The sequence below is a fragment of the Collimonas sp. genome, from assembly GCF_035566555.1.
Lineage (GTDB): Bacteria > Pseudomonadota > Gammaproteobacteria > Burkholderiales > Burkholderiaceae_D > Collimonas.
In genome coordinates this window covers 1-16,263 of the sequence record NZ_DATMRB010000076.1, presented here as the reverse complement: position 1 = coordinate 16,263, position 16,263 = coordinate 1, and the positions used below count along the sequence as shown (strand labels likewise).

General features: G+C 55.8%; 14 protein-coding genes. 5 read left to right on the top strand and 9 right to left on the bottom strand.

The window, feature by feature from the left end; translation table 11 throughout:
* Nucleotides 1–395 precede the first annotated feature (395 nt).
* From VNZ65_RS09745 to VNZ65_RS09735, 3 genes are all read right to left on the bottom strand, one after another.
* Nucleotides 396–1,643, bottom strand: a complete 1,248-nt coding sequence (locus VNZ65_RS09745) for an alginate lyase family protein (RefSeq protein WP_325668409.1) — start codon at nucleotides 1,641–1,643, stop codon at nucleotides 396–398.
* 90 nt (nucleotides 1,644–1,733) lie between these two features.
* A complete protein-coding gene (locus tag VNZ65_RS09740; RefSeq protein ID WP_325668407.1) occupies nucleotides 1,734–5,039 on the bottom strand; it encodes an autotransporter outer membrane beta-barrel domain-containing protein in 3,306 nt (1,101 codons plus the stop codon).
* A gap of 161 nt (nucleotides 5,040–5,200) precedes the next feature.
* Complete coding sequence (locus VNZ65_RS09735; protein WP_325668406.1) at nucleotides 5,201–7,105, bottom strand: autotransporter-associated beta strand repeat-containing protein; 1,905 nt, start codon at nucleotides 7,103–7,105, stop codon at nucleotides 5,201–5,203.
* Here VNZ65_RS09735 and VNZ65_RS09730 point away from each other — a divergent pair.
* Entirely contained in the window at nucleotides 7,089–7,394 is a 306-nt protein-coding gene (locus VNZ65_RS09730; RefSeq protein WP_325668404.1) for a hypothetical protein, read from the top strand. The genes VNZ65_RS09735 and VNZ65_RS09730 overlap by 17 nt on opposite strands.
* Before the next feature lie 195 nt (nucleotides 7,395–7,589).
* On the opposite strand, the gene VNZ65_RS09725 is transcribed toward VNZ65_RS09730, so the two are convergent.
* From VNZ65_RS09725 to VNZ65_RS09715, 3 genes are all read right to left on the bottom strand, one after another.
* Nucleotides 7,590–7,856, bottom strand: coding sequence for a hypothetical protein (locus VNZ65_RS09725; protein ID WP_325668402.1), 267 nt, complete (start codon nucleotides 7,854–7,856; stop codon nucleotides 7,590–7,592).
* Nucleotides 7,857–7,995: 139 nt separating this feature from the next.
* Nucleotides 7,996–9,702 carry a glycoside hydrolase family 28 protein gene (locus VNZ65_RS09720; protein WP_325668400.1) on the bottom strand — a complete coding sequence of 569 codons (1,707 nt, stop codon included), beginning with the start codon at nucleotides 9,700–9,702 and terminating at the stop codon, nucleotides 7,996–7,998.
* Between the two features lie 61 nt (nucleotides 9,703–9,763).
* Nucleotides 9,764–10,231, bottom strand: coding sequence for a hypothetical protein (locus VNZ65_RS09715; RefSeq protein ID WP_325668398.1), 468 nt, complete (start codon nucleotides 10,229–10,231; stop codon nucleotides 9,764–9,766).
* A 565-nt stretch (nucleotides 10,232–10,796) separates the two neighbouring features.
* On the opposite strand from VNZ65_RS09715, the gene VNZ65_RS09710 reads away from it, so the two are divergent.
* The 4 genes from VNZ65_RS09710 to VNZ65_RS09695 all read left to right on the top strand — a co-directional run bounded on the left by VNZ65_RS09710 (nucleotide 10,797) and on the right by VNZ65_RS09695 (nucleotide 12,878).
* Complete coding sequence (locus tag VNZ65_RS09710) at nucleotides 10,797–11,492, top strand: hypothetical protein (protein ID WP_325668396.1); 696 nt, start codon at nucleotides 10,797–10,799, stop codon at nucleotides 11,490–11,492.
* Nucleotides 11,492–12,016, top strand: a complete 525-nt coding sequence (locus VNZ65_RS09705; protein WP_325668394.1) for a GTPase — start codon at nucleotides 11,492–11,494, stop codon at nucleotides 12,014–12,016. Before VNZ65_RS09710 ends, VNZ65_RS09705 begins: the two co-directional genes overlap by 1 nt.
* 11 nt (nucleotides 12,017–12,027) lie before the next feature.
* Nucleotides 12,028–12,429 carry a roadblock/LC7 domain-containing protein gene (locus VNZ65_RS09700; RefSeq protein ID WP_325668392.1) on the top strand — a complete coding sequence of 134 codons (402 nt, stop codon included), beginning with the start codon at nucleotides 12,028–12,030 and terminating at the stop codon, nucleotides 12,427–12,429.
* A gap of 89 nt (nucleotides 12,430–12,518) precedes the next feature.
* Entirely contained in the window at nucleotides 12,519–12,878 is a 360-nt protein-coding gene (locus VNZ65_RS09695) for a hypothetical protein (RefSeq protein WP_325668390.1), read from the top strand.
* Between the two features lie 125 nt (nucleotides 12,879–13,003).
* Here VNZ65_RS09695 and VNZ65_RS09690 read toward each other — a convergent pair whose 3' ends face one another.
* The 3 genes from VNZ65_RS09690 to VNZ65_RS09680 all read right to left on the bottom strand — a co-directional run.
* A complete protein-coding gene (locus VNZ65_RS09690) occupies nucleotides 13,004–13,915 on the bottom strand; it encodes an amino acid ABC transporter substrate-binding protein (RefSeq protein WP_325668388.1) in 912 nt (303 codons plus the stop codon).
* Between the two features lie 237 nt (nucleotides 13,916–14,152).
* Complete coding sequence (locus tag VNZ65_RS09685; protein ID WP_325668385.1) at nucleotides 14,153–14,749, bottom strand: hypothetical protein; 597 nt, start codon at nucleotides 14,747–14,749, stop codon at nucleotides 14,153–14,155.
* 49 nt (nucleotides 14,750–14,798) lie between these two features.
* Nucleotides 14,799–16,263, bottom strand: a 1,465-nt coding sequence (locus tag VNZ65_RS09680) for a pilus assembly protein (RefSeq protein WP_325668383.1), incomplete at its 5' end; no start/stop codon positions are given.

The following is a 16,263-nucleotide window of genomic DNA, read 5'->3' as shown; positions in this document are numbered from 1 at the left end:
CTGCAGACATGTCATCAGAGTTTGCAGCCACCTATATCGATGCACAACTAAGTAATGCATCGTCACAGCTCGCTCGTGGCGAGGATCCACAAATTGTGAAGAAGATATTATTAGTCGCTTTTTCTATGTTGGGATGAGTATTGATCACAAACAATAAAGTCTGTCGGGTGGTAATAAAGTCTGTCGGAGGACTGTAAATCCACAGGTCCCTGGTTCGAGTTATGGCCAGACAAAAAAGTCTTTACTCAAACAATAAAGTTTGGCCTAAACAATACCGCTGCTGGAACAAACAATGTCAAATTGGCGCGACCATAAGAAACCCTAAACGCATGAATTCGATGGCAGTTAACGCTTCAGGCGTTCGAAAATCGTACGTAAAAAAATAACCGCTGCCTTCAGCGTAAGGTATATGCCAACGTCCCGTAGCCGAGTTGGTCAAAGCCGCCGCTGTTTGGACCGTAATTGCCACCGCCTCCCTCGGGACGCACTTTTTCCGCAAACGCCTTTGTATAGGGTGCATTTTTTCCTTTGAGAATCGCATAGTGGTTGTAGAACAATTCCCAGACCGGACGACTATCGCCACGACCTGCACTGGAAATGTTTTCCTGAGTCACGTCGCTGTTGCGGTACAGTGTGTAGGGAACATCCTCGCCGAGATTGTATTTTGCAATGTATTCAACCCCCTTCAGGACGCGGTTGTCTTCATAACCGAAAAGGTCGTCGCGCTGATTCCACGCCATCTGGCAAAAGGCGCCCAGCAAGGAAACGTTCAGCGAATTGTGACCCTGGTCACGCCCACTTTCCTGCGTCTGCCCTAGCCCTTCGGGGTATATTTTCCATACTAGATGATTGATGGCGCCATTGCCCTCACCATGCTTGAAGTATTCGATCGCCTCGTCATAGATGTCTCGTCGATCAGCGAGTATGCCGATAGCGATCATCGAATCCATGTTTGCGAGATCCCAGTTGGCCCAGTAATGGTCGATTTTCGCACCGTTATGCTGGACCAGGAAATCATGGTTCATAGGATAAAAAACGTCGAGCATCATCGTTTTGAAGCTATTGAAATTATTCTCAGGCCATTTCTTGTATGTGCGCAGGATTTCTGCCGCATTGGCGAGCTGATAACCATAGATTCCGGACGCCAGGAATTTGTCTGAACTCCCGCTTATCCCCGTCAGCGTTGCCAACCAAGCGTCCAGGATGGAAGCAGCCTTGTCGGCATAGGCATCGTCGCCGCTTATCTTCCAGCGCAAAGCAAGCGCATAGGCTGCCGCAGCATCGTTAAATAGCGCGCTGTAATTCTCTGGATGACCGGCACCGTCTTTGCCCCGGTAAACCACATCAACAGGACGTGGCACCCAGTTTAACGATGCATGAGGATTCTTGATAAGAATATTCCATCCATCAAGCCAAGGCTGTGCACTTTGCGCGACTTTGGTTTTCATTCGCTCAAGATCGGCTTGGGTATGCAAGGCACCAGGATGCGTAAAGGAATCCGCCCTTGCGAACGCAGCACCCAACGTGGTTATCATTGCTGCACAAATAAGGCTACTTATTCTGCGTAATGAAAAAATCATTTCTTCCAACTCCGTGTGAGTAAATCCGCTGGCATTTTCAAAACAATGCTGGTTTGCGTCCAAAACTAATCACTAGCTGGATAATTTGCATCGAATCGCGAGCTGCTACCAAGACTTTAGTCCGTGCGACCATGATGCAATCTTTACCGCAAGCTACCAACTCCACCGCATGCCTGCATCCGCCATGACCGTGCGCTGTTGCACTCCACCGAGATTGGCAGTGTAGGTGGCCGTGACAAACGCACTGGCCGATTTGCTAATTGTTGCGACCAAACCAGTGTTCAGCTGGCCAGCTGTCCGATTCGTGCCGCTGGAAATCATCGTCGTGTGGTCAAAAGCAACGGTGTCGTGCGAACCGGAACTGCGCAGCAGGTTCAACCGCAGATACGGCCGCCAGGCTGCTGCCGCTGTTTCAAAGCGGCTTTGCAGCCGCACGCCGATGCGCGCCATGACGGCATTGGTCTTGTTAAAGCCCACCGTCGAGACACTATCATTCAAGTCATTGAACGACAGGCTTTGCCAGATCACTTGCGCCTGTGGTTCGACGATCACATTGGCGCCGAGCCGGATTGGCAAACCTCCTTCGATAGATCCGATGAGCGCTCTGCCGTGTGTGGCGGCGCCCACGCCATCGTGTGAACGCGGGTTACCCGACAGTGAACTTCCCATCAGGACCGTATCCGTGTACCAGCCGCTGGGGCCGACGCGAGTCCAATAGCCGCCAAGACTATATGCGTCGATAGAAAGATTGCCGGCATCAAGGTTCTGCACGGCCATGGCAAAACCGTTGACATTACCGGTGGCATGCGCAAAACCGGCAAACAGACCGTAATGATTGCGTTGTCCATCAGCGCCGGTATCGGCATAGAGGTCGTGGCCGACCTGCATTCCCGTCGTCGATCCATCGAAGCGGGGCGAGACAGCACCATCCTGGCCTTGCCTGGCATGGCTGCCCCAGACACGTCCCCAAGCTGCCGGCAGTTCGCCGCTCCCGGTCAACAACGATTGCTCTCCTTGCCTATCATGGAAAGTAGCGAGCTGCTGGATATTCAGCTGCCGGGCGACGCTGGCAACTTCCGCATAGATAGGTACTTCGGGACGATACAGCGGAATTGTGCCGGAGCCGGTCGATGGCGTTGGTCCTGTCGGAGTAATCGGTGGCGTGGCCGGGGGCACAACTGGTGGCGTGGCCGGGGGCACAACTGGAGGCGTACTTAAGGTTGTGGTTGGTGGTGGCGCGACCACGGGTGGTGTCGGCGTTTGCGCCACGGTGTTACGCAGATACCAGTTTTCAGAGGTGCCGCTGGTCACACCGCCTTTTGCAAGATAGTAGGAATATGCGCCGGCCTTGAGCGGTCCGGCCAGCGAGAACGCATTTGCCGCGGTCGTCGCGCCATTGACGGTCTGCACCACTTCAATCCCATCGGCGACTATGGCCGCGCCGGGGCCACCGACATTCGTGATGCGCAAGCTGGACGATCCGCTGGCGGCGCCGCCGCTGATCACCAAGCGGTCCGAGGCCGAGCCATCACCTGCGAGGTAGGCGTTCAGGGCGATGTTGCCGTTCTGGCCAACATAGTTGCCGACCACGTTGAGCCGGTTGCCAATCGTTTGACCGCCGATTTGCACCAGGCCAGCGTTCACCAATGTGCCGTTGATCGTAAAGCCACCGTTGCCCGAATTGGCAAACACGGACAAAGCATTGGCTACCGCGACGGTGCCGCTGTTAGTCACCGTTCCCGTGACGCTGCCATAGCCGCCGAGTGTGGCGCCGGACGAGATGACCGTGTTGCCGCCACCGGACAATACTGCATTCGCGCGGGAGGCGTCGCCCACCGCGAGTATTCCGGCGGAGATGATCGTGCCACCGGAATATGAATTGCCAGCATTCAGCAGCGTCATGCCGGCGCCTGCCTGCGCGACAGAGCCGCTACCAGAGATCACGCCGGCGAAAGTCACGTTGTCTGCACGGTTGAAAACAAGCGCGCCATTGTTTGCGACATCGCCCACGATGCTGCCGCTCTTGCCACCGTTGCCAAGCTGCAGCGTGCCAGCCGAGATCGTAGTGCCGCCAGTATATGTATTGCTTCCTGCGAGCGTCAGGGTTCCTGTTCCTGCTTTGTTGAAGCTGCCGGAACCGGTCATGCCTTGCGTCAGCGCGGATACGAAACCCTGTGTGTCGAATGTGCCGCCCGCTGCATTTATCGTTACTGCACGCGAGCCGGCGAGATCGAAACTCTGCAGAAGCTGAAGCGTACCGCCGTTGAAGGTCAGTCCACCGGTGTTTGCACCAAGCGCGTTGTCGACGCCGACTGCAACGGTGCCGCCGGTGAGCGTGGTGCCGCCGGAATACGTATTGCCGCCAGACGCCGTCGGCGCCAGCGTTAATGTGCCGCCCTGGGTCTTTTCGACCGCGCCGGTGCCGGAAATGATGCCGGCGTAGGTTCCGTTGTCGGATTGCACAAAGCGCACCAGGCCGGCATCCGCGACCGCAAGCGGCAGATTTTGCGCTCGTGCTTCGAGCGTGCCGGCCGCATCGACGCTCATCGTTCCGGTATATGCACTATTGTTGGCGCTCAATGCCAGCGTGCCTTGCTGAACTTCGACAACCCCAACTCCGGTAATGGGAGTGGTCAGCGTCCAGGTTCCCGTATCGTTTTTTATGAGCGACGAAAAATGCGTAATACTGCCGGGCAGGGACGCGCTGCCTGTTCCACTCAGAAACAGGGTGTTATTGCCTCCGCCACCATCGAAACTACCGGTAATGACCGAGCCGGTATAGAGCCGTAATATGTCATTGCCGCCGGAGAAAACAAGGTTGCCGACGATCCTCCCTTTATTGGTAAAGTCGATCGCGCCGTTGCCGGATGCGCCGATTACATTGCCTGGCGCCTGGAGGACGCCTGTTTCATTGTTGATGACCGTGTTCAACCCGCTCGCATTCTGAAACCAGATGGCGGCGGCATGATCTGCCTTGATCGTGCCATTGTTGACGATGAGATTACCGCTGCCTTGCGGATTGATTGCTTCGGCGCTGACTTCGGTGCCGGTCGCCAGGACCTGGCCACCTTGATCGACAGTCAAGGTGCTGTTGCTGCGAAACTCTATTGTATTGGCGCCGCTCTTATATAGTCCGTTACTCTTGATCCCGTTGGCGCTTACCGCGCCGCCGTTCTGCACCCGTATGTTTGCATTGTCGCGCAGGCTGATAGCATTGGCATCGCCGACCGCGATCCGGCTGCCTGCGCCGACTATGACCGTTCTGCCGTCTTCGGCCGTCAGATTGCCTCCGCCAATCGTAGTTGTCCAGGGATTCGCCGCGCTGCTGTCGCAGATTGTAGAACGGCCGGCAGTGCTGCAAGCTGCATAAGCAGCGACGGGGATTACGCTTGCGGCGGGCAGCAGCAAAAGGGAAGATACAGCGGAAAGCGCAAAGCGACGGCGGACGGGATCAGACATAGTTATTTGAACTTATAAAATCTGCGTGTTCGCAGGAGTAGTGAGCGGAAGGAGGCGATGTGTCAGGAATCTTTGATTCTTATGCAGGATCCGCACACTGCATGCCCGGAAATTCCCTATGCTGCAATCGGCGCCAGGCACGCCAGTCAAGCGGCATCTGTTCATGGCACCGTGACGTAGTAACTCGTAGCGTCCTGGCCGCCTGCCAAGGCCAGCCCGGCGCCGCCGACGTTACCGTTGATGCTGGCAAAGGCGCCGCTCACGCCGCCGGTAGCCTGCACCACCACGAACCTGCTCCCGTGCGCCGGCGCCGCCGCGAAATTGAGCGTCAGGCTGCCAGACAGAAGCGCCTGTCCGCCGACCTTGAGCTGATCTGGCGCGCTGCCGATCGATAATGCGAGATTGCCGCTCGCAGTCTGCGTGTAGTTGCCGCCGACATTGAGCGCATGCTGGCTGCTGGCGGTCGCCAGGGTAGCGCCGTTGATCACGCTGCCGCTGCCCAGCGCGGTGTCGCTGGCCACGTTCAGCGCGCCGGCGCTGATTGTGGTCCCGCCGCTGTAGCTGTTAGCGCCTGACAGGGTGGTGCTTGCGGCGCCGGCTTGTTTGATCAACCCGCTGCCGCTGATGTTGGATAGGGTGATGGCAGTCGATGTGTTGACGATAATCAGCGTGCCGTTGTCGACGATGGCATCGCTGAGGCTGCCGTTGGCCGATTCGGCGGTAAGCAAGCTGCTATCTCCCGTGTAGGTAGCCAGTGTGGTCTGGCGCAAGATGGCACCGTACGGCGCGGCGGCGGTCGGCGCTCCCACCGTCGCCTGTACCGCGCTGACCGGTGCGCCGTTGCCGATCTGGAGCGTGGCGCCGGCGCCGATGGTAGTGATGCCGTTGTAGTTCTGCGGCATGGCCAGTATCGCGTAGTTGCCGGCGGTGGCAGCGATGATGAGATTGCCGGTTCCGCTCGAACCGTCGGCGTCCGGTCCCCCGCCACCGCCTGTAATACCGACGTTACAGCTGTACTTGCCGTTGTAATCGAACACCAGGGTCGCCCCCCTGTGTAGATTGATATAGGCATTTTTTACAGCGGAGTTGGAGGCAGCGGGGGACGGCGCCGAAGGCAGGAAGAATTGATTGGTCGTGCCGTCGCCCCACTGGGTCGTGCCGCCCTCGATATTGATGCCGCGGAAACTGGAGTTAGTGCCTCCGGTAAGGCTGCCTGAGACATTTTGCACCAGCATGGTATTCAAGCTGGGATCGCTCAAGGCTGGTTTGAGCTGGTCACCGCTGTTGCTGTAACTGTAGATGCCCGTGAACATCACCAAACCGGAGTTGGTATTGATATCGTCGCCGTAGTGGCTTTCCCAAATGGTTTTTGGATACTTCAGCAGGTGCGCCGCGGTGTCCCCGAACAAGCCCTCCGGGGCTGCGGTGATGAACGACTCGTTGCTGAAAATGGTCGCATTCGGCATCGAAAAAATGACATGGTCGACGCCGAAATAACCACCGTAAAGCTGAGAGTACACGCCGCTGAACGGATTGTCACCGACGAAGCGGGCGGTGCCGCCGGTGGAGCCGATAGGCGGCCTTTGAATGGCGCCGCTGCCGCTCAGGATGCCCATGTTAAGCGTCGGACCGGATTCCAGCACCAGGGTGCCGTCGATCTGGAAATTGTCCAGATTGATCGTGGTGCCGGCAGTGTTTGGAATATAGCTGCCGATGCCGCCGCCGGTGGATGATGGCGTCCCCAGTTGCAATGTGGCGCCGGCGTTGACTATCACTGCCGGCGGATTGGGATTGTGGATAACCCAGTAATGCACGTGGTTGGGATCGGTGGGGCTCTTGGTTTGCGTGGCGGTCTCGGTTTGCTGCGAGACTGGCAGTGTGAAGTTGCTGTCGGCGGTGAGAACCAGGGTGCCCGAACCGCCGGGGGCGCGGACCGTGAGCGTCCCGGTTCCGGAAATGATGCCGCCGTAAGTAGTCGTTCCGGCAGGGATATCGACGACGGAATCGCCATTGAGGACGACGTTCTGGTTAGCCAGGATAGGAGCGCTGATGTCGATCAAAGCCACCGTTGTCGCCGGCGTGGTGGCCGGAACGGTAGTGGGAGTAGTGGTATTGGTAGCGGTGCTGCAGGTAGAAGTCGTTGAAGTATCGCCGTTACCCGTGCCGGTCCCGGCGGGTGTCGCTGGACTAGCGGTGTTCGCAGCACTGTTGCCGTCGCCGCCCCCACAGGCGGTCAGCGTCGAGATCAAGGCAACGACTAAGAACGACGGAAAATGGCTTTTTATTTTCATGATTCATGACAGAAAAGAGAACGACTTCTGGACCAGAGCACGGATCGTGCCTGACAAAAATTGACAGGTGCTCCGGGCAGGAAAAAAGGGTAATCGAGATTCATATTTCTGCACATCGGCTCAGAAACCCGTTCTTGCCAGAGCCGGTCAGCACCTGATCCGGAAACCGGCTTTGTGCAGGCCCGTTTTGGTGCGGCGACGGTTTCGACGGTTTCTTTAGACGCTTCAGTAGCGGATGAATGGCGGTTTGAAACGACGCCTACGAATCACACATCCGGGATACGCCATCTGATCTCAGAAAAATCTTCAACTCAGCGATCGATAAATCGCTGGCCTCATGAAGACTGATCAGCATAGCTGCACCGATTTCGGTTCGGCCGTGGCGGATCTTGCTGATGACCGGTGGCGTCACCGCAAGATGTCGCGAAAGAGCCGCATCGCTTTTGAGCCCAAGTCTGGCCATTACCGCGTCCAGCAGCTTGTTTGCATTTTCAGTATATTTTTCGAAGTCGTCAGTATTTTTCATCAAGCTATTTCAATGGTCGAAATAAAACAGAATTGTCAAAATCCCGGGCGCATGCCAGCTCGTCTTTGGAGTATTTGCAGCCCTGCGCGTGCAACTTAAAACGCGCCAATACTGTTCCCGTCCTTGCATGCACATCACGTTAAAAAGGCGATGCCAACGAGGGAAATGGAACAAAGGCCTGGCTGCAATCAGTCAGCGGCAACTGGCTTTTCTGCACGGCCGTTACCGTCACGTTGTTCGACGCAGAAGGCGAAATCGCGAAGTTGACCGGACCGGGTCCGACAGTAAACTGCGTGTTCGACGGCGGCGTCGGACCACCGTTGTGCCGCGCAGTCGACAGTGCCGGCGCAGAATCGAAGATGACGCTGTCCAGGGTGATCTTCAATACATTGACAATGCCGTTGAGATCATAGCCATTGAAGGTAAGAACGCCACCACCGTATTTTGCGCTGCCGGCATTATGAAAGCCGCTAACCGTGATGTCGTGAAAATTCGGCGTCAAAGCATGGTTGCCGGGACTGTAGTAGGGATCGAATATCATCGGCTCCTTGACGTTGCGCATGCAAATCTGCTGATAGCGGACGTTCTTCACCTCGCCGCCACGGCCGTCATCCGACTTGATCCTGATGCCCACGCCGTTCGGCGAGTCTTGGCCGTCGATAGCCATATCCCGGATTTCGACGCCGTCGACTCCTGCATCCGTCTCGCTGCCGATCGACATGCCATGCCCGTAATAGAGGTGGTTATGGACGATGCGATGATTGACGGCGGGCGACAGCTGGCTGCCATGCGCCTTGATTGCGATGTTGTCATCGCCGCCGCTGAGATAAGAGTAGGCAATCAAGACATTGCTTGCCTGAGCCGGATCGATGCCATCGGTATTCTTGGTGGTTTCGGGTGTAAAACAGGTACTGGGCGAGGTCGCCGGCGTAGTCGGATCCGGGCTGGTCCCGGCCGCACAGGCATAACCCGGATTGCTGTAAGCCAGGGTCGGCGTCAACAGCTTTACTCCCCAGGCAGTAAAGCCGTTGACGTCGCTGGGCACTACGTGGAAAGCCGGCGCGTTCTGCAACGCGATGCGATACAGCGTAAAGTTGCTGCCGCCAAAAAGCTGGATCAGGCGCGGATTATTCTGATTCTTTCCGGTCGATTTATTCAACATGGCGACATCCCACCAGGTCATTTTCCCGGCATTGGCGCCGGATGTCAGGACACTGCCGCCGCGGCCATCGATGATGCCATCGCCGACTACACCACTGCTTTGGCTATTGCGGGCCGTGATCAGCGCATTGCAGGAATTGCCGCTACCTGCCGCGTCGCCGCAATTGCCGTCCCCCTTGTCGAAATCCGCCGGACTGCGCGATGCGAATAATGTCACGCCTTGATCCAGCCAGAGGGTGACGCCGCTCGCCAGGGTCAGCGGGCCGGAAAGAAAAGCATTCTGTCCGTCGCTGCCAGCCATCAGCTTGACTGCCTGCCCGGCTGGGCAATTGGAGATGGCGCTCTGAATTCTGACCGTATCCGGATTGGAACTGTTGCGACTGGCGTCCACAGACGACGGCAGTAGACCAGCAGTCTGTTTGAGGCCCGCAATCAAAGTAGCGCACAAGGCTTTGGGAAGTTGCGGCTCAGGCGGAAGCGCAGCGTCCACCACCGAGGTATTGCCGCCCGGCCCGGTTGGAGTGGTGCTTGTGCCGGCCGGGGTGTTGCTTGTATCGGTTGTTGGGGTCGCACTTGCACCAGCCGTGCCGCTGCCTGAATTGGCGTTCTCCCCGCCGGCATCACCGCTGCCGCCGCATGCGCTCAGGGTCATGCCGGTGAAAATCGTTACACAAAATAACTTCATGAAACCTTGCATCGTGTTTTCCTAAAAAAAGAGATCAAGGTATCCGGAGGAATAGTCTTTTCTATTCGCTAAAAGGGTTCCTATATTTGTACCGGCGATCCCCATCAAAAAGGCATGATTTTCTTTTTTGATCGATCTCGCGGTTTTCCGTACCGAGCAGGTGCTTGCAAAGCCATTCGTAGTGCCCTTGGATTTCGCCAAGCAGCTGACTGGCTTGCTCCCGCACAGAATTTTCCACACCGCCATGGTTTTCCAGGGCGTCGAAAATGTCGTCGGCAAGCCTGTCGTAAAACTGCAATTGATGCTGATTGCCGTAAATGCTTTCCCACTCTTCACGAAAAATCGTATCGAAAGCCAGGCTTTCTATAAATCTTGCAGCGCTGGTGGTTTCGTCCAAATTGAAGGAACGCAGTATTTGCGCCAGCAACAGGGGATCATCATCTGGAGCTTTCCTTGCCATGTCATTTTCTCCGTCGAACCAGACAAATTTCTTGCCGTTGATATTCACTGCCGCCGATGCGTTTGCCAACGCGGGCTTCCTGCGACGAACGTCGCTCAATCCCAGCTGCGCTTCTGAGCATTGGCAATGCGCGCATTCGCTTCAGAGCAGGAATTTTCTCCATCCGGCATTCAATTGATACCGTTACCAACGATTGTTTCCGGATATCAATGATGGGCGACGCAAAGGAAAATTCCAATCAGGCAATCCTGAATTTCGGGTAAGTATTTCCTCCAATCTCGGAATGTTCATCCAATAGCCGCTTTTCGAAATCGATAGCAATCGCTGTAATTGCCTGTCCGGATCAAGCGCCAATGCAGTCAAGTTTCATGATCCGCATAGGGATTTCCTGACAAGGCATTTCACAAATCCCGCGCAAATATCAAGATCCCCTGATATCCATTCCACCGCGTATTGCTTACCCTTGTCGTTAGTTGGCTGTGCAAAGGAAATGCCTCGCACGGGACCAGTCATGCAGCAAATCGAGGAGGGGTAGCGATCTGGCGCATTTTTTAGGGGAAGTTCATGCCGTATCCGCAATTAGAAGACATTCTTGTGCACGCTCCAATTCCAGGCAATCAACGCGGTCCCCACAATGCGTAAGGCCACTTTCATTTCTGTCAGTCATCTCGCTGAAAAAGAGTTCTTGCGCTATGAACTCCTCATGCAGATAGCAAATGAAAGGACAGTATTCCGCTGGATTACATCCGACCTCAAATTTGCATCGGTAGCCTTGCTGGACCCTTCCGTCTTCGATCCACGCGAAATGCTGCCGGCCAACTGCATCTGCATCTGGATCTCCGAATCCCCCGATCATCCGCCGGGCAGAGGCAACATGAGCTTGCCGCTCAATTTCCGCCTGCAAGATCTGATCAACGTACTCGACCGGGCGGCCTTGCGAATACTGGACTTGAAGATTGAGCAAATCGGAACACACGAGGTATCCGATTTCGTCTCCCAGAGAATTTATCGCATCTCCAGATGGATCAATCTGGGACACGATTTTTCACCCATCCGCTTTCAAAAAATTCTTGCAGTAATGACCAAGCAATCCGTCAGCTGGCATTGGCTCCTGACATACGGCGGCTTGACGGAACGCGATGCATATATGTTTCTTGACGAACTGAGAAAAAAAGAAGTGCTGATCGAAGGAGGAGAGTTGCCGATCGCTCTAGAGTCCGCACAGCCGGCTTATCTTGATCAAAAGGAAAGCGGCGTCGGCATGTTTGTCAAAAAAATCAATCAATGGCTGGGTAGGAACCGTGCGCAAGAATTGGAGAGGCCCCAATAGTGTGCATACTTCGGATAGTTCTTCTGGGGCCGATGGGCATAGGCAAAACAACCGCGATCCGTTCTTTGTGCGGAGACCTGATGGTCGATTGCGATGTTCCTAACATGGACCCCTCCTCTGTAGCCAAAGCGAATACAACTGTCGGCGCCGATTTTGGCGTAGTCGATCTGGACGGCGGCGAACAATTGCATATCTACGGCAGCCCGGGACAGGATCGTTTCGATTTCATGCGCGGCTGGCTGCTCTCCATGGCGATTGGCGTGATTATCATGGTCGACGCCAACGAAACGAATGCGGTCCGCACGGTGGAGCAATATCTGCAAACCGTTTTTTCCGTTTCCGAAGACATGCCATGCATATTGCTGCTGGCGCGTCCTATCAGCACCGAGGCAAGTGACCGGTTTGCATCGCAACTGACCGCGACACTGGGCATCGCCGTTCCGATGATCGTCGTAGACGTACGCGAACGACCACAAATGCTGGATGCACTGGATATCTTCTCATCGCTGCTGGCGCCACTATAAATTCACAAAAAATGAAAGCCAATCTCGTTTCTGCAACAACCGCAGCCCATCATGTATTCAGCCGAATTGATTTGTCCCAAAATGGCATATCCACGATGGTCATGACCACCTTGGATGGGCAGGAAATCGCTATCTATGATCCGGGCCAAAAATTCAGTGCGGCCCGTCTATCGGCGATGACCAGCTCCCTGATTGCCATAGCGCGCTCGATAGGTAAAGAGGTCGACTTCGATGGCTGCGATCGTTTGATGCTTGAAACCCCGACAGGAAAAATCATTTTCCGCCCGGTCGGCCATAAATATCCCTATTTGCTCTGCATCGTCGTCAACCAAGACGCCATCCTGGGACACACCATATGGACGGTCGACAAAATTGTCAGCAACTTCATCCAGCAGTTAATCCTGAACCACTGATGCAGTTTCATGCATCACCGGCGTTGGTCGGCCGGCGGTGATGTTTCTGTTCCATTCAACGCCGCTATCTATAAAAGCCAAGGATAAATATGAGTAACATGAAAGTTATTGTTGACGCACTACTGAATATCGATGGCACGCTGGCGGCAGCAATTGTCGATAGCAACAGCGGGATGATCCTGGGCTCAGGCGGCAGCGGCGTCGATCTGGAGCTGGCGGCAGCCGGTAACACCGAGGTAGTGCGTGCCAAATTGAAAACCATGAAAAGCCTCGGCCTGAATGACAGTATCGAAGATATCCTGATTACTCTTGGCAAGCAGTATCACGTACTGCGGCCGATAGACAAGCACGAAGGCCTGTTCATCTATACGGTCCTCGACAAGAGTAAATCGAATCTGGCGCTGGCCAGGCGCAAAGTGCAGGAGGCGGAACAAGCACTGGTAATGTAAGCGTTCCCGTGTAAGCACTCCAACCGTCCTGGCCGACATATCTGTCGCCGAAATCCAGGAGGCCGCAATACGCTGCAGCGCTGGGACATTTAAGAACGTCCGGGCACTGCAGCGGCGCAGGCCGCTTAATCCCCGATCTTATCTGTGGGAAAAAGAATGGAATCCCGCAGTAGATATCCCATCGGCATGTTCACGCTCTTGCCGGGCGGCGGCACGGGATGCATGAACCATTTGTCGTATATCTTGCGAAAATCGCCGTCATTCTGCAAATTCGCCATCTCCCTGTCAACCGATGCCTTGAATTCGGAGTCGTCTTTAGTCAGCATGATCGCGTAGGGTTCCACCGAGAGCGCGTCGCCGACAATCGCGAATTCTTCGGGGCGCTTCATGCTTGCGCGGAATCCGTACAAAATAACGTCGTCCATCACGAATGCCGCGGCCTGCCCTTTTTCAAGCATCCTGAACGATTCTGCGTGATCCGTTCCCTCCACCAGCGTCAAGGCCAGCGCCCTTACCTTGTTTCTGTCGTTCAGCAACTTGACGGTAGTCGTCCCTTTGGTAGTCACGACTTCTCTTCCACGCAGATCAATCCAATTCTTGATGCCCGAGTCCGTACGGACAGCCATTCGTACTCCGGCAAAAAAATGGGGGACGGTAAACGCCACCTGCTTGCGGCGTTCGGCGTTGTTGGTGGTGGTGCCGCACTCAAGATCGGCCTGGCCGCTAGTGATGGCGGCAATGCGGCTGGAAGGCGTGACAGCCAAATAGCTCACTTTCAATTGCGGCAACTTCAGTTCCTGCCGTATTCCCTCGATGATTTTCAAACAGAGATCGACCGTGAAGCCGACTGGCTTCTTATCCACATCAAGATACGAGAACGGCGCCGTGCTTTCCCGATAGGCAATCGTGATGGTCTGGGTATCCCTGATTTTCGCCAGGGTAGGACCGGCAACTGCTGGCGACAAGAAGAGCCATGAACTCAACAACATCGCACCGAGAATCAAATATCCTCGCCGATGAAAAACATCCGTGTGCATTGAACCACCTTATTATATGAAGAGGAGGATGCGAAATATCCGAAAGAACGCATTGGCAGCCATCGTGCCGGACTCAGGATAATGAGAGTCCGGATCAGGGAATATCAGGAGATCCTGATCTTAATGTAAGGATAGAAAACTTCTGGCCAGGTATGAAACATGAGGCACGGCCTCAGCGGTCCATCTATAACCGCCATCTCGCGCAGCTGTGCTTCTCCCAAGCCGCTCTCTTGCAGCCTAGTCCGCCGTCGCAGTTTTGTTCAGTTCCGGGCCAATATGAAACTCCAGGTCCTGATATGAATTCACATCGCTTCCCGCCAGCCTGGCCGGCATGAAAGACGTGCCGCGCAACATCCTCTCTATCCGCTCCAGCGCCGGCCAATCGTCGGCCAGCGCCTGCAAATGCTCGACACCTACCACCATGCCGCTGGCGTCGATATACAAGCGCACGCGGATCGGCAATCCCGAAACCACAACACCCGTCAGCAAATCCGGATCGGGCGCACTGTATGGCAAAGCGTCCTTGTCAACTTCCTGCGGCCCGTAAAATACCGGCGGTGGGAGTGCAGTTTTTTCGATCGCATTGCGTTCCTGAAGCGGCTTCGAGGACTGCCTTTCCTCAAATCCCGTGCTCCCGGCAATTGATGGCAGCGCACCTTCAGCGATGAGAGGCGCCGCCGCAATGAGCCGAACATCGATGCGCGTTTCCTGAGCCGCGGCGGCCGGCATCGATGAGAATCCGGCGCCGTTGCTCTGATGCCACCATAGCGCCGCAATCACCATGTGAAACACAAGGGATACCGCGACGCCAGGCAAACGGTGCATATCGCTCACGCTGCGCGCACCCGCCTCATGCGCTGCCTGTCCCAGCAAGACACCGCCATCAGTTCGTAATTGGAATCTGACGCCAGTTCAGGCGATTGAACGGATCGTTCAAGGGGCTGCCGGGATCGCTCATATTGCTCTTGCCGTCGGTATTTGTGGTCACCACTTTGATCCTTCCATTGACATTCCCAAAATAGATGCCATTGTTCATGCCAGTTGTAGTCACCGCTGCCAGATTGGCAAGCTGGGACTTTCCAGTACCGTAACTCACGGCATAAACATCATTGCTGCCCGAGGGAGTACAAACGTCGCCATCCGGAAGATTGGCGGCAAATGCCACTATGCCGCCGTTTGCCGCAGCTTGCGATGTCACGCGCTGCGCAATATTGTTGGCGCTCAGCGCCAGGTCGATATACCAGCCGGAAGGCTTTCCAGGCGTAGCGCCAATGCCGGTGATGACGTCCGTATTGTTGTTCAGGTTGGCGCGGGTAATCGGATACTTGCCAACGGCGGCCGGCAAGGTCGCGCTGGTATCGAAGCGGGTGCCTGTGCCATCGTTGATGGCATAGAAGGTCTGGATCTGGCTGCTCTTGATATCGCTGTCCGCCAGCAACTTGCCGGTGCCGATCAGCACGTAGCGTTTCAATGAATTCTTGTCGACCTCAATCAGCGGCCTGGTGGTGACCGGCTGCGCTGCCGCGGTGCTGGACGCATCGGTCAGCAAAGCGATCTGGGTCGGCGCATCGTAGCCGGTACCGGTGGTTTTGCTTAAATCGAGACGCCATACATTGCCCAGCAAATCACCTGCATACACGGCGTCGGCCGTGTAATCGGTATAGTCGCCTACATAGGCGGAGGCCTGTGCCAGGCCGGCCGGCGCGCTGGCGCTGCCGGCACCGGTCGAAATCGGCGGCTCCAGCAATTTGCCGTTGCTGGGATTGACGATGTAAAAATAACCTTTGCCGTCGGCATTGTTATAACCCGACGTCAGGATAACTACCCAGCCGTACTTGGCGGTTTTCACGACAATCGGCGGACCGTAGCTATAGCCCATGGTGGCGTCGGTAAATTCCCACAGCACAGCGCTGGCGAGATTGGCTTCGTTGCTCAGCGCACCTGGATTGGTGACATCGAGCGCATAGTAGCCCTTGCCGCCCTTGCCCAGGCCGCCAACCAGCAAGGAACGCCAGTCAGCAGAGGTATTTGCATTGCCGGCCTTGCCAAAATCGACATCGGTCACTACCGGTGTTGCATCGACAAAAAAATGATGGATATAATTGGCGCTGGCCAGCGAAGCCAGACCGTTCACCGCAGGCGTGGCGCTTGGTCCCTGATACAGGAAGCTGGGTACATAGGCGAACAGCTCCTGGCCGCCGCTTAATGCGCCGTCAAAAGCGTGCAGCATGCCGTCATTGGCGCCAACGTACACCACCGTGCCGCGGGTTTTGTGGCTGCTGACGAAGCTGCTGTAACCTGGGTTGCTGGCATCCGCGTAGGTTGCCGCTGGCGCGCCCACCGGATCA